General features: G+C 69.6%; 20 protein-coding genes and 1 pseudogene. 20 read left to right on the top strand and 1 reads right to left on the bottom strand.

Annotated features, from left to right (window positions below):
• The 4 genes and pseudogenes from RMO01_RS15470 to RMO01_RS15455 all read left to right on the top strand — a co-directional run.
• Window positions 1–195, top strand: a pseudogene (locus RMO01_RS15470) (dihydropteroate synthase); the annotation flags it as partial.
• A 36-nt stretch (window positions 196–231) separates the two neighbouring features.
• On the top strand, window positions 232–1,044 hold the full coding sequence (gene thiD, locus RMO01_RS15465; RefSeq protein ID WP_309629956.1) for a bifunctional hydroxymethylpyrimidine kinase/phosphomethylpyrimidine kinase: 813 nt from the start codon (window positions 232–234) through the stop codon (window positions 1,042–1,044).
• Window positions 1,041–1,622, top strand: a complete 582-nt coding sequence (locus RMO01_RS15460; protein ID WP_309629955.1) for a nucleotidyltransferase family protein — start codon at window positions 1,041–1,043, stop codon at window positions 1,620–1,622. Before thiD ends, RMO01_RS15460 begins: the two co-directional genes overlap by 4 nt.
• On the top strand, window positions 1,622–2,440 hold the full coding sequence (locus tag RMO01_RS15455; protein ID WP_309629954.1) for a PhzF family phenazine biosynthesis protein: 819 nt from the start codon (window positions 1,622–1,624) through the stop codon (window positions 2,438–2,440). Before RMO01_RS15460 ends, RMO01_RS15455 begins: the two co-directional genes overlap by 1 nt.
• Before the next feature lie 96 nt (window positions 2,441–2,536).
• Here the strand turns inward: RMO01_RS15455 and RMO01_RS15450 are convergent, their stop codons facing one another.
• Window positions 2,537–2,914 (bottom strand): hypothetical protein, encoded by a 378-nt coding sequence (locus tag RMO01_RS15450; protein WP_409013091.1) that lies wholly within the window; start codon window positions 2,912–2,914, stop codon window positions 2,537–2,539.
• A gap of 198 nt (window positions 2,915–3,112) precedes the next feature.
• Between RMO01_RS15450 and RMO01_RS15445 the strand changes: the two genes are divergently transcribed.
• The 16 genes from RMO01_RS15445 to RMO01_RS15370 all read left to right on the top strand — a co-directional run bounded on the left by RMO01_RS15445 (window position 3,113) and on the right by RMO01_RS15370 (window position 19,953).
• Window positions 3,113–3,409: a hypothetical protein gene (locus RMO01_RS15445; RefSeq protein ID WP_309629953.1), complete on the top strand. Its 297-nt coding sequence runs from the start codon at window positions 3,113–3,115 to the stop codon at window positions 3,407–3,409.
• Between the two features lie 20 nt (window positions 3,410–3,429).
• Window positions 3,430–4,110 (top strand): response regulator transcription factor, encoded by a 681-nt coding sequence (locus RMO01_RS15440; RefSeq protein ID WP_298162617.1) that lies wholly within the window; start codon window positions 3,430–3,432, stop codon window positions 4,108–4,110.
• Window positions 4,107–5,546, top strand: a complete 1,440-nt coding sequence (locus tag RMO01_RS15435; protein ID WP_309629952.1) for a sensor histidine kinase — start codon at window positions 4,107–4,109, stop codon at window positions 5,544–5,546. Before RMO01_RS15440 ends, RMO01_RS15435 begins: the two co-directional genes overlap by 4 nt.
• Before the next feature lie 75 nt (window positions 5,547–5,621).
• On the top strand, window positions 5,622–7,007 hold the full coding sequence (locus RMO01_RS15430) for a hypothetical protein (RefSeq protein ID WP_309629951.1): 1,386 nt from the start codon (window positions 5,622–5,624) through the stop codon (window positions 7,005–7,007).
• Between the two features lie 17 nt (window positions 7,008–7,024).
• Window positions 7,025–7,837, top strand: coding sequence for a c-type cytochrome biogenesis protein CcmI (gene ccmI, locus RMO01_RS15425; RefSeq protein WP_309629950.1), 813 nt, complete (start codon window positions 7,025–7,027; stop codon window positions 7,835–7,837).
• Window positions 7,838–7,907: 70 nt separating this feature from the next.
• A complete protein-coding gene (ccmE, locus tag RMO01_RS15420; protein ID WP_309629949.1) occupies window positions 7,908–8,396 on the top strand; it encodes a cytochrome c maturation protein CcmE in 489 nt (162 codons plus the stop codon).
• A complete protein-coding gene (locus RMO01_RS15415; RefSeq protein WP_309629948.1) occupies window positions 8,393–10,387 on the top strand; it encodes a heme lyase CcmF/NrfE family subunit in 1,995 nt (664 codons plus the stop codon). Before ccmE ends, RMO01_RS15415 begins: the two co-directional genes overlap by 4 nt.
• Window positions 10,384–10,926: a cytochrome c-type biogenesis protein gene (locus tag RMO01_RS15410; RefSeq protein WP_309629947.1), complete on the top strand. Its 543-nt coding sequence runs from the start codon at window positions 10,384–10,386 to the stop codon at window positions 10,924–10,926. Before RMO01_RS15415 ends, RMO01_RS15410 begins: the two co-directional genes overlap by 4 nt.
• 109 nt (window positions 10,927–11,035) lie before the next feature.
• The gene (locus RMO01_RS15405) at window positions 11,036–12,586 is read left to right on the top strand and encodes a Do family serine endopeptidase (RefSeq protein ID WP_309629946.1); all 1,551 of its coding nucleotides are present in this window, start codon (window positions 11,036–11,038) and stop codon (window positions 12,584–12,586) included.
• Window positions 12,587–12,672: 86 nt separating this feature from the next.
• Window positions 12,673–13,344: a response regulator transcription factor gene (locus RMO01_RS15400; protein ID WP_309629945.1), complete on the top strand. Its 672-nt coding sequence runs from the start codon at window positions 12,673–12,675 to the stop codon at window positions 13,342–13,344.
• A gap of 9 nt (window positions 13,345–13,353) precedes the next feature.
• On the top strand, window positions 13,354–14,766 hold the full coding sequence (locus RMO01_RS15395) for a HAMP domain-containing sensor histidine kinase (RefSeq protein WP_309629944.1): 1,413 nt from the start codon (window positions 13,354–13,356) through the stop codon (window positions 14,764–14,766).
• Window positions 14,763–17,648: a bifunctional [glutamine synthetase] adenylyltransferase/[glutamine synthetase]-adenylyl-L-tyrosine phosphorylase gene (locus tag RMO01_RS15390; RefSeq protein WP_309629943.1), complete on the top strand. Its 2,886-nt coding sequence runs from the start codon at window positions 14,763–14,765 to the stop codon at window positions 17,646–17,648. Before RMO01_RS15395 ends, RMO01_RS15390 begins: the two co-directional genes overlap by 4 nt.
• A 77-nt stretch (window positions 17,649–17,725) precedes the next feature.
• Window positions 17,726–18,364, top strand: coding sequence for a hypothetical protein (locus RMO01_RS15385; RefSeq protein WP_309629942.1), 639 nt, complete (start codon window positions 17,726–17,728; stop codon window positions 18,362–18,364).
• Between the two features lie 37 nt (window positions 18,365–18,401).
• Complete coding sequence (locus RMO01_RS15380; RefSeq protein WP_309629959.1) at window positions 18,402–19,010, top strand: RNA polymerase sigma factor; 609 nt, start codon at window positions 18,402–18,404, stop codon at window positions 19,008–19,010.
• Entirely contained in the window at window positions 19,007–19,447 is a 441-nt protein-coding gene (locus RMO01_RS15375; RefSeq protein ID WP_309629941.1) for a hypothetical protein, read from the top strand. Before RMO01_RS15380 ends, RMO01_RS15375 begins: the two co-directional genes overlap by 4 nt.
• Window positions 19,444–19,953, top strand: coding sequence for a periplasmic heavy metal sensor (locus tag RMO01_RS15370; protein ID WP_309629940.1), 510 nt, complete (start codon window positions 19,444–19,446; stop codon window positions 19,951–19,953). Before RMO01_RS15375 ends, RMO01_RS15370 begins: the two co-directional genes overlap by 4 nt.
• Window positions 19,954–19,967: the final 14 nt, after the last annotated feature.

Raw genomic sequence — 19,967 nt, 5'->3', positions numbered from 1 at the left:
GCCAGCCGCAAGCGGGTGATCCAGTCAGTCGACCCGGCGGCGACCGATCCGGCCGACCGGCTCGGCGGCTCGCTGGCCCTGGCGCTGGAGGCGGCCCGGGCCGGGGCGTCCATCATCCGCGTCCACGACGTCCGCGAGACGGTGCAGGCGCTGGCGGTTCAGGCGGCGGTGAAGAAGGCGTCCGGCCGCATCTGACTTGTCCGTTCGGCCGCTCTGCCGCATGGGAGAGAGATGCCTGACCAACCCCCTTTCCGCGGACGCGTCCTGATCATCGCCGGCTCGGATTCGGGCGGCGGGGCGGGGGTGCAGGCGGATATCAAGGCGGTCACGGCCATGGGCGGCTACGCCGCCACGGCCATCACCGCGATCACGGTGCAGAACACACTCGGCGTCCACGGCGTGCATCCCTTGCCGCTCGATCTCATCGAGGCCCAGGCGCGGGCTGTGCTGGACGATATCGGCGCCGATGCGATCAAGACCGGCATGCTGGGGTCGGTCGCGGTGGTGGAACGGGTGGCGGCCATTCTCGATACGTCGAACGCCCCGGCCGTGGTCGATCCGGTCATGGTGGCCAAGGGCGGGGCCGCGTTGCTGGACGACGACGCGGTGTCGGCGGTGCGGAGCCTGATGATCCCCCGCGCGGCCCTGCTGACGCCCAATGCGCCGGAAGCCGAGGCCCTGACCGGGATCGTCGTGGCGGATCTGGACGGCCAGCGCCGGGCGGGGGCGGCCCTGCTCGAACTTGGCGCGAAGGCGGTGCTGATGAAGGGCGGTCATGTGCCGGGCGAGACGGTGATCGACCTTCTGGTTACCGCGTCGGGCGAAACCCTGCTGGAGGGGCCGCGCATCGAAACGACCTCGACGCACGGCACCGGCTGCACCCTTGCCAGCGCGATCGCGGCGGGCCTGGCTCAGGGCCGGTCGCTGGAGGTCGCGGTGGCGGAGGCCTGGGCCTATGTCTCCGAGGCGATCCGACGGGCGCCGGGCCTGGGTCACGGCCACGGCCCGCTGGATCACGGCTGGCCGCTGAGGGACGCACGATGAGCGACCTGGAGGCTCGGCTGGTCGAGATCGTCCGGGCGGACGCCGACCTGATGCACGTGCTGACCATGGTGCGTGGCTTGGGCCTGCCGGACTGGCGGGTGTTTTCCGGCGCGGTCTATCAGTCGGTCTGGAATGCGGTGTCCGGCCGGCCGGTCGGCTACGGCCGCAAGGATTTCGACCTCGGCTATTTCGATCCGGACACGTCGTGGGGTGCCGAGGACGTCGTCATCAAACGGGTCGCCGCCGCCTTCGACGAGCCGTTCCGCAACGATGTCGAGGTGCGCAACCAGGCGCGGGTCCACCTGTGGTTCCGCGACCGGTTCGGGGAGGACTACGAACCGCTGCCGGACACCGACGCGGCCCTGGCGCGGTTCGTGGCGCCGGCCTTCGCGATCGGGGTGCGGCTGGAGGATGACGACACGATCAGCATCGCCGCGCCCTTCGGGCTTCAGGACGTGTTCGACAGGGTCATCCGGCCCAATCCGAACCGGCCTCTGGCCACGGGCTGGGACAAGGTCGTCGCCAGCGCCCGCGAACGCTGGCCGGAGCTGACCGTGATCGAACCGGAGATCGGCTGATGCGCCAGTGGACCGTCGACGCCTTCGCCGAACGCCCGTTCATGGGCAATCCCGCCGCGGTGGTTCAGCCGCTGGCCGCCTGGCCGGACGCCGGGTGGATGCAGGCGCTGGCGGCGGAGAACAATCACTCGGAGACCGCTTTCCTGCGGGCAACCAACGATCTGGCACGGTTCGACCTGCGCTGGTTCACGCCGTCGACGGAGGTCTCCCTCTGTGGTCACGCCACCCTGGCGGCGGCCCATGTGCTGTGGCGCGAACTGGGCGTGGAGGCGCGCCGGCTGACCTTCGGCACCGCGTCGGGTCCGCTGACCGTCGACCGGTTCGGCGAGGGTTACGAGATGAACTTTCCCGCCGACCCCCTGACACGCGTCGAGACGCCGAAGGGGCTGGCGGCGGCGCTGGGCGCCGAACCGGTCGAGGTCTGGGCCAGTCGGTATCTGATCGCCGTGATGGCGGATGCGGCGACCGTGCGCGGCCTGACCCCGGACATCCCGGCGCTGATGGCGTTCGGGGACGGCGCGATGGAGAGGGGGCAGGTGATCGCCGCAGCCCTTTCGGACAAGGATGACGGAGGAGGGGGCGTCGATGTCGTGGACCGCTTCTTCGGGCCGGGCTGCGGGATCGACGAGGATCCGGCGACCGGCTCGGCGCGGTGTGGGCTGGCGCCCCTGTTCGCGATGAAGCTGGACCGGAGCAACGTCACCTTTGAACAGGCCTATCCCGGCCGGGGCGCGCGGTTCGAGACCGAGCTGGCCGGTGACCGGGTGCTGATCCGGGGGCATGCGGTGACCGTCATGGGATCGGTGCTGCGGTTCTGATCCGCATACGGAAAGGGGGCGTGGCCCTTACGGACCACGCCCCCCCGCCTCGCGGGCGACCGTGTCTTCGGCACAGCCGCCCGAAGCTGACGGCGCCTAGCGGCGACGGTTGTCGCGGTCGCGGCGTTCCTCTCGGATCGAGGCCGAGAGACGGTCGAAACGACGATCGAGATCCGTGCGCTCCCAGGCCGTGAGTCCGCCCCGGCGGTAGCCGGCTTCCAGTCGCAGCAGGGCGGTGAACTCCGAGCGGAGGCGCATCGCCTCGCGGCGGCTCAGCTGACCATTGCGGACGCCTTGGTCGATCCGTCGGTCAAGATTGGCCTGGCGCACATTGATCGACTGCCAGCCGCCGTAGGCGCCGCGATTGTCGTTCTGGTGTTGGCCGGGGCGGTTGTAGTTCTGGGCGGCGGCCGGGAGGGCGGCGGCGGAGACCGTCGCCAGAACGAGGGCGGGAACGAGCATCGTCTTCATCATCGGATCACTCCACTTTTGATCTCTGCAACCGGACTGGCTGCGTTGACCTGATGAAAGCTGATCGCCGCTGAGCCGATCCTGAACGGTCAGGGTCAGGTTCCATTCATTCGGGACGAGAGGCCCGTTTCCCCCGAGGTTAAACGTCCCTAAGCTGCGCGTTCAGCCGCCGTTCAGAGCGCCGGCCTCATAAGACGCCTCATGACCCGCCTGACCGCCATTCTCCTGTCCGCCCTGATCGCCGCAGCGCCGCTGAGCGCCGCGAACGCGCAGGACCGCGGCAATCGCGGCGATCGCGATCGCGGCGGCGACAGAAACGGTCAGGAGTTCCAGCGCGAGCCGCGCCGCATCTCGGAGGCGGAGGCGCAGGGTATCGCCCAGTCCCGTGCCCGCGGCGCCCGTTTCGTCGGGTCGCTGGGGCTGCGTGGCAACAGCTATGTCTTCCGCTTCGAGCGCGACGGTCAGATCATCGACATCTCCGTCGACTCGCGCGGCTGACGGATACGAAGGACCACACGATGCGAGTTCTCCTGGTCGAAGACGATGCGGACCTGTCGCGCCAGCTGAAACAGGCCCTGGGCGACGCCGGCTATGCCGTCGACCACGCCGCCGACGGCGAGGAAGCCCATTTCCTGGGCGACACCGAACCCTATGACGTGGTCGTTCTGGACCTCGGCCTGCCCAAGATCGACGGCGTGTCGGTGCTGGAACGCTGGCGGCGCGACGGCAAGGCGACGCCGGTCCTGATCCTGACGGCGCGAGGCGCCTGGTCGGACAAGGTCTCGGGCTTCGACGCCGGGGCCGACGACTATCTGACCAAGCCCTTCCACACCGAGGAACTGCTGGCGCGTCTGCGGGCCCTGTTGCGGCGTTCGGCGGGCATCGCCTCGGCGACCCTGGCCTGCGGCGGCCTGAGGCTGGATCCGCGCGCGGCGCGGGCGACGGTCAGCGGCGAGCCCCTGCGGCTGACGTCGCTGGAATACCGGCTGCTCCACTACATGATGATGCACCAGGGCCGGGTCATCAGCCGCACCGAGCTGGTCGAACACCTGTATGATCAGGACTTCGACCGCGATTCCAACACCATCGAGGTCTTCATCGGCCGGCTGCGCAAGAAGGTCGGCTCCGACCGGATCGAGACCGTGCGCGGGCTCGGCTATCGTCTGACGCCTCTGGCCGGCGAGTCCGAAGCCGCGTGAGCGACGACGCCCCGGCGCTTCAACCTGTGACGAAACCGTCCTGGGGGCGCTGGTTCGGCCGGCCGGGCCGCAGCCTGACGCGCCGTCTGATCTGGCTCGCCTCGGCCTGGATCGTCGTCGCCCTGATGTTGACCGGCTGGATGCTGACCAGCCAGTATCGCGAGAGCGCCCTTCGCCGGCTGGACAATCAGCTGAGCGCCGTGATCGACGACGTGGTGATCGCCAGCGTCATGACGCCCGACGGCCTGAGAGTCGCCGAGATCAAGGACGCCCCGACCCTGCGCGGCCTGTCCGGAAAATATTGGATGGTCGGAGAGGTGGACGCCGAGGGCGGCTTCGTCGTGCTGGCGAAGTCTCCGTCGCTGGCGGGTGAGAGCCTGTACGTCGATCCGGAATTGCCCGAGCGGCTGAGGGCGGCGATGGGGGCGACCCTCAGCTACAACGATCCCGGCATCCTGGCGGACGGGACCCAGCCATTGCAGATCGCGTCCAGCATGAAGTCGCTGAACGGACGGCCGTTCGTTTTCATGGCGGGTCTCGACCGGTCCGAGATCGATGTTGATACCCGACAGTTCGCCACCTTCACCTGGACGGCGCTGCTGATCCTGGGGATCGGCCTGGTCATCGCCGTCTTCCTGCAGGTCCAGGTCGGACTGCGGCCCCTGTTCGACCTGCGCGTCGAGATCGCCAATGTGCGCAAGGGCAAGGCCGCCCGGATCGAGAAGGACTATCCGACCGAGATCCAGCCCCTGGCCGAACAGGTCAACCGCCTGCTGGACCACAATCAGGAAGTCGTCGAGCGCCAGCGCACCCACGTCGGCAACCTGGCCCACGCCCTGAAGACGCCTCTGTCCGTGATGCTGACCGAAGCGGGGACCGACGCCGGGCCGCTCGCCGATATCGTCCGGCGTCAGTCCGAGGTGATGAAGGGTCAGGTCGATCACCACCTGCGACGCGCCCGCGCGGCCGCCCGCGCCGCCCACGGACTGGGCGAAAAGACACCGGTGGGCGAGGTGATCGATGAACTGGCCGTGATGCTGGAGCGGGTGTTCCAGTCGAAGGACGTGGAGATCGACTGGCGCGCGCCGGATGAACTGGCCTTCCTCGGCGAGCGTCAGGACCTGCAGGAAATCCTCGGCAATCTTATGGAAAACGCCTGCAAGTGGTCGAAGCGGCGGGTGCGGGTCTCGGCGGGAGCGAGCGGTCTGGGTCAGATGATCGCCGTGGTCGAGGACGACGGACCGGGCGTGCCGGCCGATCAGCGCGAGGGCATGCTGAAGCGCGGCGCGCGTCTGGATGAGGATGCGCCGGGATCGGGGCTGGGTCTGGCGATCGTCGATGACCTGACCCGGGCCTACGGCGGACGTTTGACGCTGGCGGCCAGCGATCTGGGCGGGCTCAAGGCCGTGCTGGAGTTGCCGGCGGCCGAAGCCTGAGAAGCGCTTCCGGATTCTTAACCTCGCGCCTTCACTGTTAATTCCGACCGCACCCCTGCGGTCGACGGAGGTGGCATGGCCGAGCTATCGGTCGCGCAGCGTGCAGTGCTCGCCCAGATGCTGGAGCGTGTGCCCGACCGCGTGTTGAAGACCCTGTCGGGCGCGGTCGCCCAGATGCCCGGAGAGCGCGCCGCCGCGCTCAGCATCATGCTGGCGGACGAGACGATCGACCGCCGCCGTCGCGCCATCGCCTTCGCCCCCCTGTTGCCGATGTTCCAGCGTCGTCCCGACGGCGTGGACTCGTTGACCTTCCCTGCCGGCGTGCTGCCCCGTCTGTGGAAGGCCGCGTCGAGCAAGGAGCCGGAGCTTCTGCTGGTGCTCGACGACTATCGTCCGATCGAGGAGAATCCGAAGATGCGGGCGGTCGCCGACCGCATCTGCGTCGCGGCCGCCGCGGTGGTGCGCGATCAGCCCGACCTCGTCTGGCCACCGAACGGCGGCGACGAAACGGCCCGCGCCAGGGGGCTGGACGAACTGGCCCTGTGTTTCGATCTGGCGGCCATGGCCCGGCGTGGTCTGCTCAATCTTCCCGACCTGATCCTGCGGCCCACCGGCGACCAGCTGGCCGAACTCCGACTGTTGATTCGCGACTGCGCCGAGATCACGGCCGACGGCGGACCGCGCATGCTGGAGATCATGTTCGCCCATCTCGGCGACGCCTCCCTGATCCTGCGGCTTGTGGTCCATTCGTCGAAGGCCTCCGCCAAGGAAGGCTTCCTGTCGGAATCGGAGATGGCCGGGTTCGTCAATCGACTGATCGCCGAGGTCGAGGCGCGGGTGACGCGCATCGCGTCGCACAAACCGGGCGCCAAGGCCGACCCCGGGCCCGGCCTGCGCGCCGACATCGCCTGGTGCGCCGAGACCCTGGGCGAACTCGACATCACCCTGCAGCTCGATCCCGAAGGGACCTGGGGCAAGCAGGCGCGGGAGGCCCGCGAGCGGATCAACAAGAGCCTGTCCGGCACCCTGCGGTCGCTGGACAAGACGATGGACAGGCTGATGCCGTCGAAGGCGGTCAAGACCGCCGGCCGAATGACGAAACAGGCGCCCGATCTGGACGCCGAGGCCGCGCCGCTGGAGGCGGTCCAGGCCGCCGTCCTGCAGCTGACCCTGCTGAGCGCCCTGAGGACCGCGGCCCAGGTGTTCGGCTGCGAAATGTTGCGGTCGCAGCTGGTGCAGTCGGTGACCGAGCGGGTCACCACCTGGGTCGATCTGGTGATCGAGGCCGTGAACGCGGGTGAGGCCCCCGATCAACGCAAGTCCCTGGCCATGGTCGAGACCCTGGCCAAATGCCTGCTCGTGATCGAGGCGACCGACGCCGCCCGCACCGTGCGACGCCGGGCCGGCGCCGCAGGCGCGCGAGCGTCGTTCGACGAGGAGCGCTCGCCCCGGGCCGCCTGATCGGCTAATCGGGGTGAATGATCGTATTCTGGACCCTGGCAGGTCTTGCCACGGCGCTGGCCGGATTGCTGGTGCTGAGCCTCGCAAGGCGCGGCGCCGACCGTGAGCAGCCTGTGGTGGACACGGGCGCAGCCGAACTGGCCGAACTGGATCGCCTGAAGTCGCGCGGGCTGCTGGACGAGGACGCCTGGGCCGCCGCTCGTGCCGAGGCCGGACGTCGTCTGCTGGCGACCGGGCAGCCGGACGCCGCGCCTCGCGTCGGCGGACGCGACCGGACGATCGTGCTGGCAGGACTGGTCGGAGCGGTCGCCGCGACGCTGGGCCTGTACTTCGTCTTCGGCGCTCCGGGCCTGCCGGATCAGGCCTTTGAGCGCCGTATCGACGAATGGGCCGCCAGTCCCGAGACGCTGGATGCGGAACAGATCGCCGCCGTCCTGAGCCGTGCGGTAAAGCGCGAGCCCGACAACCGCACCGCCTTGACGATGCTGGGCGCCGCCCGGTTCGAGGCGGGCGATCCGATCGGCGCAGCCTCGGCCTTCCGCAGGGTCGTGGCGCTGGATCCGAATGACGCGACCAGTTGGGCCCGTCTGGGCGAAAGCCTTGTGCGGGCGGCGGACGGGGACGTCGGCGTGGACGCAGAGGCGGCCTTCTCTCGGGCGCTGTCTCTCGATCCGGACCAGTTCGGCGCGCGCTATTTCCTCGGCGATGCGGCTCTTGCGCGGGGCGATTCGGCCCGGGCCCGTGAGCTCTGGACGCCGTTGATCGCCGTGCTCGATCCGGCCGATCCGCGCCGGACCGATCTGGTCAGCCGCCTGGCCGCGGCGGCATGACCCGTTGGAGCCGAACCCGAGTGGCGCTATACGGCGCGACCCCTCCGTTCCCGGAACCCGTCGTCCACCCATGAGCTGGCTTCCCAAATCGCCGAAGGCGCGCCGTCGCCTGTGGGTCGTGGCCGCCGCCGCGCCCGTGCTGGCGCTCGCCGTCGGCCTGTCGCTGTGGGCCATGCAGGACAGCGTGACTTATTTCTTCTCGCCGTCTGAGGCGACGGCGGAGGCCGCGCCCGCCGGCCGCATGATCCGTCTGGGGGGACTGGTCGAGGCCGGCAGTGTCGAACATCACGGCGCCACCGTCGCCTTCTCCGTCACCGACAACGCCGCCACCAGCCGGGTCGTCTATGAGGGCGACCTGCCCGACCTGTTCCGCGAGGGGCAGGGGATCGTGGCGCAAGGGAAGTTCGGTCCCGACCGGGTGTTCCACGCGGACACGGTCCTGGCCAAACACGACGAGACCTATATGCCGCGCGAGGTCGCCGACCGGCTGAAGGCCAAGGGCGAATGGCGGCCCGAGGGCGCATCGACCGCCCGGCCCGCACAGAGCCAAGCCCTGTGATCGTTGAGTTCGGCGCCTTCGCGCTGGTCCTCGCCCTGATGCTGTCCGTGCTGCAGACCGGTCTGGCGGCGACCGGGCGTCTGCGTCGCAGCCCTTTGCTGGCGGGGGGCGCGGAAGGTGCGGCCGTCGCTGCCGCTCTGGCGAACGCGCTGGCGTTCGCGGCACTGATCTTCGCCTTCGCGACATCGGACTTCTCGGTCGCGAACGTGGCCAACAATAGCCACACCGACAAGCCGATGCTCTACAAGGTGGCCGCCGCCTGGGGCAGCCACGAGGGTTCGCTGGTCCTGTGGTGTCTTGTCATGACCGGGTTCGGGGCGGCGCTCACGCGCGCCAGAGGCCTGCCGTTCGGGCTCAAGGCCTCGGCCGTGGGCGTGCAGGGTGGGCTGGGCGCCCTGTTCCTGGCCTTCGCCGTCTTCACCTCCAACCCGTTCGAGCGGATCGACCCGGCGCCGTTCCAGGGCATGTCGCTGAATCCTCTGCTGCAGGACCCGGCGCTCGCCATCCATCCGCCCCTGCTCTACGCGGGCTATGTCGGTTTCTCGGTGACCTTCTCCCTGGCCGTCGCCGCCCTGATCGAGGGCAAGGCCTTTTCCGGCTTCTGGCCCGCCTGGGGTCGCTGGGTGCGGCCCTGGGCCCTGGCCAGCTGGGTCTTCCTGACGGCCGGGATCACACTGGGCGCCTTCTGGGCCTATTACGAGCTCGGCTGGGGCGGCTGGTGGTTCTGGGACCCGGTCGAGAACGCCAGCTTCATGCCCTGGCTGGCGGGCGCGGCGCTTCTGCATAGCGCGGTGGTGACCGAACGGCGTGGGGCGCTGGCGGGCTGGACGGTGTTTCTGGCGCTGCTGGCTTTCACCTTGTCCATGCTGGGCGCCTTCCTGGTGCGATCCGGCGTGCTGACCAGTGTCCACGCCTTCGCGGTGGATCCGGAGCGGGGGCTGATGCTGCTGGCCATTCTCGGCTTCACGGCGGGATCGGCCTTCGCCCTGTTCGCCTGGCGCGCGCCGCAGCTGAAGGGCGGCGGCCTGTTCGCCCCGGTCAGCCGCGAGGGGGCGCTGGTCCTCAACAACCTGTTCCTGACCGTGGCGGCCGTGACGGTGCTGCTGGGCACCCTCTATCCGCTGATCCTGGAGGCGGCGACCGGCGCGACGATTTCGGTCGGCCCGCCCTATTTCGCCCTGACCTTCACGCCGCTGATGGCGGTGGCCTTCCTGATCCTGCCCGCCGGGCCGCTGCTGGCGTGGAAGCGGGGCGACCTTAAGGGGGCGATGCAGAGGCTGGCGCTCGCGGCGGCGCTCGCCATCGCCTGCGGTTTCGTGGGCTGGCTGGCGTTCGAGCCGAAGAAGGCGGTTGCTGCGGCAGGCATGGCGGTCGGGGCCTGGCTGATCCTGGGAGCTCTGGCCGAGGTCGTCGAACGCGTCCGCCTGTTCCGGGCCCCGCTGGCCGAGGTCGGACGTCGGGCCAAGGGGCTCCCGCTCGGCGCCTGGGGCATGACGCTGGCCCATGCGGGTCTGGGCGTGTTCGTGCTCGGCGCCGTGGTCGAGATCGGTTTCAAGATCGAGGCCGCCGCCCCCCTGGCCATCGGCGGCGAGGTCCATGCCGGACCGTGGACGGTGAGGCTGGACAAGGTCGAGATCGTCGAAGGCCCCAACTATCTGGCCGAACGGGGGACGCTGACGGTGGCGTCGATCGACGGTCGCGCCGTCCCGAAGACGGTTACGGCCGAGCGCCGCTTCTTCCCGGCAGGCGGCCAGACGACGACAGAGGTCGGGCTCGATTTCCGGGGACTGGACGACGTCTATGTGGTCATGGGCGAGCGCCGCTCGACGCCTGAGGCGGCGCAGGCCTGGACCGTGAGGGTCTACTACAATCCCTGGGCGCGGCTGATCTTCCTGGGACCGTTCGTGATGGCGCTGGGCGGGGTGTTTTCCCTGTTCGACCGGCGACTGAGGTTGGCGATGAGCGGGAAGCGGAAGGCGGCGGCTCAATGAGCTCACGTCTTTCTGCGGGGATGAGCGGATTTTGGGGGTTGGTCCCTATCGGCCTCGCATGGCTTGTCCTGTCTGCCCCCGCCCTCGCCCAGGAACCCGCCGCCCCACCGGATCAACCCCTGGCCTCGCCCGGACAGGAAGCCCGTGCCCAGGCGATCTTCGAGGTCGTGCGCTGCGTCGTCTGCCAGCACGAATCCATCGCCGACAGCCCGGCCGGGATCGCCGGGGACATGCGCCGGCTGGTCCGCGAGGAGATCGCCTCGGGGGCCTCCGATCAGGCGGTCAGGGACGATCTGGTGCGCCGCTACGGCGACTATGTGCTGTTCACCCCGCCGGTGCGGACCGGGACCTGGCTGCTGTGGTTCGGGCCGGCCCTGCTGGCGGCTCTCGGCGGTGTCGCCCTGTTCGTCTTCGCGCGTCGCAAGGCCGTCGAAACCGCGCCGCTTTCGCCGGACGAGGAGCGTCGGCTGGCCGATCTTCTCCAAAGCGAAACAGTTCGCCCCGATCCTGACGCATCCGCGCCTCACGACGGGCGTTGAGGCGGACCAAGGGTCAGGGCGCAATGGTTGGCGAAAGTCGCCATAGCCCTATATCACAAGGCGAAACGGGTTCTCCCGAACCCAATGAAGGATCGAAAACATACCGATGATGAAGCGCAAGGAATTCATCCTGGGGGCCACTGTCGGCCTCGTTTTCGCAGCCGCCGCGACCGCCGGGGGCGTGATCGACTGGCCGGGCGCCAACGCCGCCGAGGCGAGCGGGCGGCTGATTCCGTCCGCCGGGGCCTCGGGCCTCGCCTTCGCCCCGCCCCAGGGCGCTCCGCTCAGCTTCGCCGACATCTTCGACCAGGTCTCGCCCGCCGTGGTCCAGATCGACGTCGAGACCCCGATCGAGCGCCCGCGCGGCGGCCTGATCCCCATTCCCGGTCTGCCCGGCTTCGGCTTCCAGGCGCCTGAAACCCAGGAGCCCGGCGAAGAGGAGGAAGCGCCCACCGCCCAGGGCGCCGGCTCCGGCTTCTTCATCTCGGCCGACGGCTTCATCGTCACCAACAACCACGTCGTGGCCAACGCCACCAAGATCACCGTCAAACTGTCGGACGGCCGTGAGCTGCCTGGCCGTCTGGTCGGCCGTGACGCCGATACCGATCTGGCTGTCATCAAGGTGGAGGGTTCGGACTTCAAGTTCGTCAGCTTCGAGGAGGCGGCCGAGCCGCGCGTCGGCGACTGGGTCATCGCCGTCGGCAATCCGTTCGGCCTCGGCGGCACCGCCACGGCCGGGATCGTGTCGGCTCGCGCCCGCGAGATCGGCGACAGCTCGACGCCCTACACCGACTATCTGCAGATCGACGCCGCCATCAACCGGGGCAACTCGGGCGGCCCGACCTTCGACATCTACGGCCGCGTCATCGGCGTGAACTCGGCGATCTTCTCACCGACGGGCGGCTCGGTCGGCATCGGCTTCGCCATCCCGGCCTCGATCGCCAAGTCGGTGACGGATCGCCTGATGAGCGGTCAGGCGATCCAGCGGGGCTATCTCGGCGTGGAGATCGGCAACCTGCTGCCCGAGTATCGCGATGCGCTCGGTCTGTCCGAGGGTCAGGAGGGCGCCTACATCAATAGCGTCACGCCGGGCGCTCCGGCCGAAGAGGCTGGACTGCGCGCAGGCGACGTCGTCGTGGCCATCAATGGTGAGGCAATCAAAAGCTCGACCGAACTGACGCGGCGGGTCGGTCAGGCGCGTCCGGGTGACACGCTGCGTCTCGAGATCATCCGCGAGGAGCGTCGTCAGACGATCAATGTCCGCTCGGGCACCCGTCCAGCTGATATCTCCGCTCTGCAGAACGGCAATGGAGAAGATCCGGACGCCGCGCCGGGCCGGCCCGTCGCGCCGACGGGCGAGGTCGTCGAGGGCATGACCCTGGCCCCGCTCACCGAGGCGCTGCGGTCGCGCTATTCGATTCCCGACAGCGTCCGGGGCTTGGTGATCACGAGCGCCACCGAAACATCGCGCGCCGGACGCGCAGGGGTGCAACCCGGCTTCGTGATCCTTCAGGCCAACGGCCGGCCGATTTCGACCGTCACGGAGTTCCGCGCTGTGATCGAGCAGGCGCGAGCCGCCAATCGCGAAGGCGTCCTGCTGCTGATGCGCATCCCGCAGGGCAACCGGCCCTTCGTTCTGGAACTGTCCGCCGCGGAGTAGTCCGCAGCCTGAACAAGCCTTAACTCCCCAAGTCGCCGCCGATGGACTACCGTCGGCGGCGATTGTGATTCCGGAGGGGCTGGCTCGTGAAAATTCTTGTGGTCGAGGACGACGCCGAAGCGGCCCAGGCGATGGTGCGCGGCCTGACCGAGGCGGGACACCTCGCCAATCACGCCATCGACGGCGCCTACGGGCTGCTGGAGGCGCAGAAGGGCGATTACGACGTCTATGTCGTCGACCGGATGATGCCCCGCCTCGACGGCATCGGCATGGTCGAGACCCTGAGGAAGGACGGCGACCAGACGCCGGTCCTGTTCCTGTCCGCCATGGGCGAGGTCGAGGACCGGATCACGGGCCTGAAGGCCGGCGGCGACGACTATCTGGTCAAGCCCTACGCCTTCGCCGAACTGGTCGCCCGGGTCGAGGCCCTGTCGCGCCGTCGCGAGACCGGCGGGGTCCAGACCGTGCTCAAGGTCGGCGACCTGGAGATGAACCTGATCGCCCGCACCGTGCATCGCGGGACCAGCGAGATCGACCTGCAGCCGCGCGAGTTCCAGCTGCTGGAGTTCCTGATGCGCCACGCCGGCCAGTCGGTGACCCGGACGATGCTGCTGGAGAAGGTGTGGGAATACCATTTCGACCCCCAGACCAACGTCATCGACGTCCACATCTCCCGCCTGCGCTCCAAGATCGACAAGGGCTTCGACAAGCCGATGCTGCAGACGGTGCGCGGGGCGGGGTATCGGCTGGAGGCTTAAGAGGCCTCAATGAAGCTGCCGTCCCTCTTTCGTCGCACGCCCTTCCGGCTGACGCTGCTGTTTCTGGCCCTGTTCGCGGCGGCGGCCAGCGCGATTCTGGCCTATGTCTACATCGCCTCGGCCCAGGAGGCCCAGGCCCAGGCCGAGGCCGACGTGCGGGGCGAACTGCAGGCGCTGACCGGCGTCTATGACAGCCGCGGCCTGGATGCGCTGAACATGGCGGTCATCGACCGGACCCTGTCCCGCAGCGCCTACCTCTATCGGCTGATGGACACCGACGGGACCTTCATCACCTCGAGCCTGAGCATCAACCCCTTCGACAGCCCGCCGGGCGCCGAGGAATGGACCACCTTCACCCTGACTGACACCGATCCCGATGGTCGGGTCATCCGCCCCCAGGTGCGCGCTGTGCAGGTCAGGCTGGCGGGCGGCGAAGGGCTGATCGTCGGCGAATCGCTCGGCGACACCGAGGCCTACCTGGGCCGGCTGACCCAGGCCTTGTGGATGGCCATGGGCATGGTGCTGTTGCTCGGTCTGGGTGGTGGATTGATGATCAGCCGCAATCTGGAACGGTCCATGGGTCGGCTGAACCTGGTCGTCGGCGCGGTGCAGGACGGCGACCTGAAGGCGCGGGTGGCGGTGCGCGGGTCGGGCGATGAACTCGACGAACTGGGCGCGGGGCTGAACCGGATGCTGGACCGGCTGGAGACCTCCATGGCCTCGATCCGCCACGCCGGCGACGCCATCGCCCACGACCTGCGCTCGCCCCTGACCCGGATGCGAGCCAAGCTGGAAGTCGCCCTGATCGATGCCGAAAGCGGCCGGATTGATGGCGCGGACGCGCTTCAGGTCGCACTGGACGAGGCCGACACCCTGCTGAAGACCTTCAACACGGTCCTTGCGATCGCCCGGCTGCAGGCGGCTGCGGGACGGGTGCCGGACGCCGCCGTGTTCGACGCCGCCGAACTGGCCGCCGACATGGCGGAACTCTATGAGCCGGCCGCCGAGGACAAGGGGCTCGATTTCTCGGCCGAGATCGAGCGCGGCCTGATGATCGAGGGCGCCCGGCCCTTCCTGGCCCAGGCCCTGGCCAATGTCATCGACAACGCCATCAAATACACGCCCGTCGGCGGGGCGGTCATGCTGCGCGCGCGCCGGCGGTCCTCGGGAGAGATCGAGTTCTCCGTCACCGACACGGGGCCGGGCGTGCCCGAGGAGGATCGCGGCCGGGTCATCGAACGTTTCGTCCGCCTCGACAACAGCCGTACCGAGGCCGGGTCTGGCCTGGGTCTCTCCCTGGTCGGGGCCGTGATGGAGGCGCACATGGGGCGTATCCAGCTGGACGAAGGTCCCGGCGCCTACGGCGAGTCCGGACCCGGCCTGCGTGTCGCCCTGGTCCTGCCGCCCGCGAGCGAGGGATGAGTTCGGCGCCCCTGGGCAAACGGATGGCGGCCTGTGGGCCGGTGGTCGATGCGGAGGCGGCCGGGCGCGCGCGTGAGCGGCTGTCCGGCAGCGCGGCGGAGGGCGGCTGGGGCGCGACGCTGGACGTGGTCTGGCCTGCCCTGGCTCCCGTGTTCGCCGCCTCACCCTATTTGTTCGGTCTGGCCCGACGCTGGCCGGAGACGCTGCACGCCATCCTGACCGACGCGCCCGAAGTTCGGCTTGAGGATATCGCCGCCCGGACCATCGCCCTGACCGGCGGGGCGGACGACATGCGCTCGCCGCTGCGGCGGTTGAAGGCGGAGTTGCATCTGCTGACGGCGCTGGCCGATCTCGGCGGGGTCTGGGATCTGGATCAGGTCACCGGCGCGCTCAGCCGGTTCGCCGACGTCGCCTCACGCGCGGCGCTGTCAGGCGTGGCCGAGGACCTGCGCCGGCGCGGCAAGCTGCTGACCGCCGCCGACGACACGCGCGGCCCGATCCCCGGCCTGTTCGGCCTGGCCATGGGCAAGCACGGCGCCTTCGAGCTCAACTATTCCTCCGACATCGACCTCAGCCTGTTCTTCGATCCCGAGCGTCTGGCGCCCGTCCTCGCCGAGGGAACGGAGGCGCAGGGGCTGATGAACCGGGTGGCCCAGGGGGTGGCGAGCCTGCTCAGCGAGCGTACCGCCGACGGCTATGTCTTCCGCGTCGACCTGCGTCTGCGTCCCGATCCGTCGTCGACCCCGCCGGTCGTGGCAGTGCCCATGGCGCTGGATTACTACGAGAGCGTCGGCCAGAACTGGGAGCGGGCCGCCTTCATCAAGGCCCGCGCCATCTGCGGCGATTTCGGCGCGGCGACCGAGTTCCTGAAGGACATGGTCCCCTTTGTCTGGCGGCGCAGCCTCGACTACCAGGCCGTGCTCGACATCCAGTCGATCAAGCGACAGATCCACGTCCACAAGACGGGCGAGGCGATGGAGGCGGCGGGCGCGAACCTGAAACTGGGCCGCGGCGGCATCCGCGAGATCGAATTCTACGCCCAGACCCAGCAGCTGATCCTCGGCGGTCGCGACCCGTCGCTGCGTAGTCCTCGCACCGTCGACGCCCTGGCGGCCCTGGTCGGGAAGGGACACCTGCCCGCCGAGGTCGCCGCCGAAATGACCGGGGCCTATGTCGAACTGCGCGGCCTCGAGCATCGGGTGCAGATGCTGGAGGACGAGCAGACCCATATCCTGCCCGCCGATCCCGAACGCCGCGCGGCCGTGGCGGCGCTGGCGGGGCAGGACGATCTGGCGGCCTTCGACGCCGGGGTCGAGGCCATCCTGATCGGGGTCAACCAGCGCTACGGCGCCCTGTTCGAGGGCGAGGAGGAACTGTCTTCTCCGTTCGGCAGTCTGGTATTCACCGGCGTCGACAACGATCCCGAGACCCTGGCGACGCTTGAGAGGATGGGCTTCTCCGACCCGGGCGCGGTCGCCGACACCATCCGCTCCTGGCACCACGGCCGCATCCCGGCGACGCGGTCGGTGCGGGGGCGCGAGCTGTTCACGCGGCTGGCGCCCCGGCTGCTGACGGCCCTGGCCCGCACGGGCGCGGCCGATGCGGCGTTCAAACGGTTTTCGGTCTTCTTCGCCGGGCTCTCGGCGGGGGTGCAGGTCCAGGCCCTGTTCCTGAACCAGCCGGAGTTGTTCGAGCGGATCGTCGGAGTCATGGCCTTCGCCCCGCGCCTGGCGCGGACGCTGGGCCGCTATCCGGCGGCGCTGGACTCCATGCTGGACGCCCGGTTCGAGACCGAGCTCGGCGTCAACACCGGCCTGTTCGACCAGATGGCGGAGGAGGCGCAAAGCTCCGGGGACTTCGAGGGGGCGATGAACGCGGTTCGCCGCCTGCACCGCGAACAGGCCTTCCGCATCGGCATGCAGACCCTCAGCGGACGGGTGGGGCCGCAAGCTGCGGGCAAGGGGTTCACCAACCTGGCCGACGCCGTCATGCGCACCCTGTCGGCGGCGGCCCTCACCGAGACGGAACGACTGGGCGGCGCCATGCCGGGGGCGGTGGCGGTGATCGCCCTCGGCAAGGCGGGCTCCCGCGAGATGACGGCGGGGTCCGACCTCGACCTGATGACCGTCTACGGCGCGCCGGCGGACGCCGTGTCGGCGACGAAGGGATGGTCGCCGGACGTCTTCTACGTCCGCTTCACCCAGCGGCTGATCTCGGCCCTGTCGGCGCACACGGCCGAGGGCGGGCTCTACGAGGTCGACATGCGGCTGAGGCCCTCCGGGTCAAAGGGGCCGGTATCGGTGCCCTTGTCGGGGTTCCAGGCCTATTACTCGGACGAGGCCGCGACATGGGAGTTCATGGCCCTGACCCGCGCTCGGGTCGCCTGGGCCAGCGATCCGGCCTTCGGCGCGGAGGTGACGGCGGCGATCGAAGCGGCCTTGCGGCGTCCGCGACCCGGCGTGGACACCGCCGGCGACGTGCGGGCCATGCGCGATCTGATGGACCGGGAACGGCCGGCCAGGGGGTTCTGGGATCTGAAGCTGGTTCCCGGCGGTCTGGTGGACGCCGAGTTCGTGGGTCAGTTCCGACAGCTGCAGGCGGCGGCGGGGGACGAGGCGCTCAGTGTCTCGATCCTGGATCAGCTGGCGAAGGATCCGGCGCTGAAGGAGACCTGGGTCCTGCATCAGGCCCTGGCCCAGCTTCTGGCCTGCGCCTTCGACGACAAGGGCGACCCCGAGGGCGAATCGGAAACCTTCCGAACCCGCCTGGCCGAGGCCGCGGGGGAGGTGAATTTTCCGGCCCTGCGCCTCCGTCTGGAGCGTGTGCGAAGGGCGGCGCGGGAGGCGTTCGAAAAGGCCCTGCCCGGCCGCAGCGACGGATAGTCCGAACTCCAGCGTTACACTTCCAAGACGGGGGTCTTGCGGACGCTTGCGCGGCCGTTCTTTTCGGAGACGAACAGATGAAGAAATCCACCCTGGCCGCCGGCGCCGCCGCCGTTCTGGCCGTCCTGACCGCCGGCGCCGCCATGGCCCAGCACGCGCAGATGCGGGGCGTCCGTGGCGACACGGACGGCGACGATCGCATCAGCCGCGCCGAGTTCGTCGAGGGCCGCGTCGCCCGCCTGACAGCGATCGACGCCAACCGGGACGGTTCGATCAGCGCCGAGGAACGCCAGTCGGGCATCGACACCCGCCGCAACCAGCGCGCCTCGGCCCGTTTCGAGACGCTCGACAAGGACGGCAACGGCGCCGTCAGCCGCGAGGAGTTCACCGCTCGCGAACCGCGGGGCGATCGTGCTGAACACGCCGGTCGCGGCGGTCGTCACGGCATGGGCCAAGGCGGTCATCGTGGCGGCGGTCGCGGTCACGGCGGCGGCGAATGGGGGCAGGGCGCCGAGGCGCGCGAGCCCATGGCCATCGCCGATGTCCAGACCCGCCTGACGGCCCGGTTCAACCGCGTCGACACGAACCAGGACGGCTTCATCTCCGCCGAGGAACGCACCGCAGCCCGGCAGGCCATGCGCGAAAGCCGTGGGGAGCGTCGTGCCGAACGGATGGCCCGTCGTCAGGCGTCGCCTTCGGCGCCCGCTTCGGAGTAAGAGGGTGGGGACGGTCGCGCTCGCCTGGCCGTCCCGCCTGTCCGTCCGTCGGGAAAGGGACCGTTTGGCTTCTGTCGTCGACCCCGACGAGGATCTGGTGCGTCGCGTGGGTCAGGGCGACCCCGCGGCCATTCAGGCCATGGTGGCCCGGAAGCTGCCCCGAATGCTGGCCCTGGCGCAGCGAATGCTGGGCGATCCCGTCGAAGCCGAGGACGTGGCGCAGGACGCCATGCTGAGGGCCTGGAAACAGGCCCCGCGCTGGACGCCGGGCAAGGCGAAGTTCGACACCTGGCTGCACCGGGTGGCTTTGAACCTCTGCTACGATCGCCTGCGTCGGCGGCGCGAGGTTCCGGGCGAGATTCCCCCGGACCGGCCCGACGAGGGACCGCTTCCGGATCGCGGGATCATGACGGCTCAACTGGGCGCGCAGGTGGACCGGGCGCTGGCCGCCCTGCCGCAGCGCCAGCGCGAGGCCATCGTGCTGTGCCACTATCAGGAGCTGACCAATATCGAGGCCGCCGGCCTGATGTCGGTCAGCATCGAGGCGTTGGAAAGCCTGCTGTCGCGGGGTCGCAGGACCCTGAGGCAGACACTGGCGCATCTGGCCCCCGGCGCAGAGCCGGCGGTCGAAGGAGGACGAGGATGAAACCCGAACGCATGGACGAGACGCGTTTCGGCGAACTGGCTGACGCCTTTGGCGGCGATGTCCGCCGTTGGCCGGAGAGCGATCGTGACGCTGCGCGCGCCTGGATCGACGCCCATCCTCTGGCGGCCGAACGCGCCCTGTTCGACGCGCGTCAGACCGACGCCGCTCTCTACGCGTCGCCCAATCCCGTTGTGTCGACGGCCTTGCGTGATCGTGTCCTCGCCTCGGCGACGTCGGCGGAACTGAAGGCGCGCGCCGGTTGGCCCGGCTTGCGAAAACTGTTGTGGATCGGCGGGGCCGGCTGGGCCGCCGCCGCCTGCGCCGGGGTGGTGTTCGGTGCGAATCTGGGCGGCCATCTAGCGACACAGGCCCAGGCCGACGCCGTTCTGGATCAGGCCATGCTCGGCGGCTTCGATGAAACCGAGGTCCTGGGATGAATACGCGCACGCTCGCCATCGTGCTCGGCGTCGCCCTGGCCGCATCGGTGGCTGTGAACCTGTTCGCCGCGACCGCCGCCTACACCGCCCTGGCAGGTCGGGCGCCGATCGAAAGCCGGTTAGAGGGCAAGGACCGGGACGACCGTCGCGCCTCGCCGCGCGAACTCGTCGCCGCACTCAGCCCCGATGTGCGCGTCCGTGTGCGCCAGTCGCTGCGGGACGCAGGTCTCGCCGCCCGCCCGGACTTCCAGCAGGCGCGGGAGGCCCGTCGACAGGCGATCGCCGCCGCCGCCGCCGAACCCTTTGACGCGGCGCTCGTCGAACGGCTGCTGGACCAGTCGCGCGACGCCGAGATTCGCGGTCGTCGTCGTCTCGAAGCCGACACCCTGGCCATCATCAGCACGCTGGAACCGGCCGACCGCGCCGCCTTCGCCCAGATTCTCGGTCGCGGCAAAGGCGGTGGAAACGGCCGTGGCGCCAAGGCTGGAAACCAGCGCGCGAAATAGGCCGCCGCGATCAA

It is taken from the genome of Brevundimonas sp. (assembly GCF_031412435.1).
Lineage (GTDB): Bacteria > Pseudomonadota > Alphaproteobacteria > Caulobacterales > Caulobacteraceae > Brevundimonas.
Note: the sequence above shows the minus strand (reverse complement) of the source record. Positions and strands in the feature narration are given on the sequence as shown.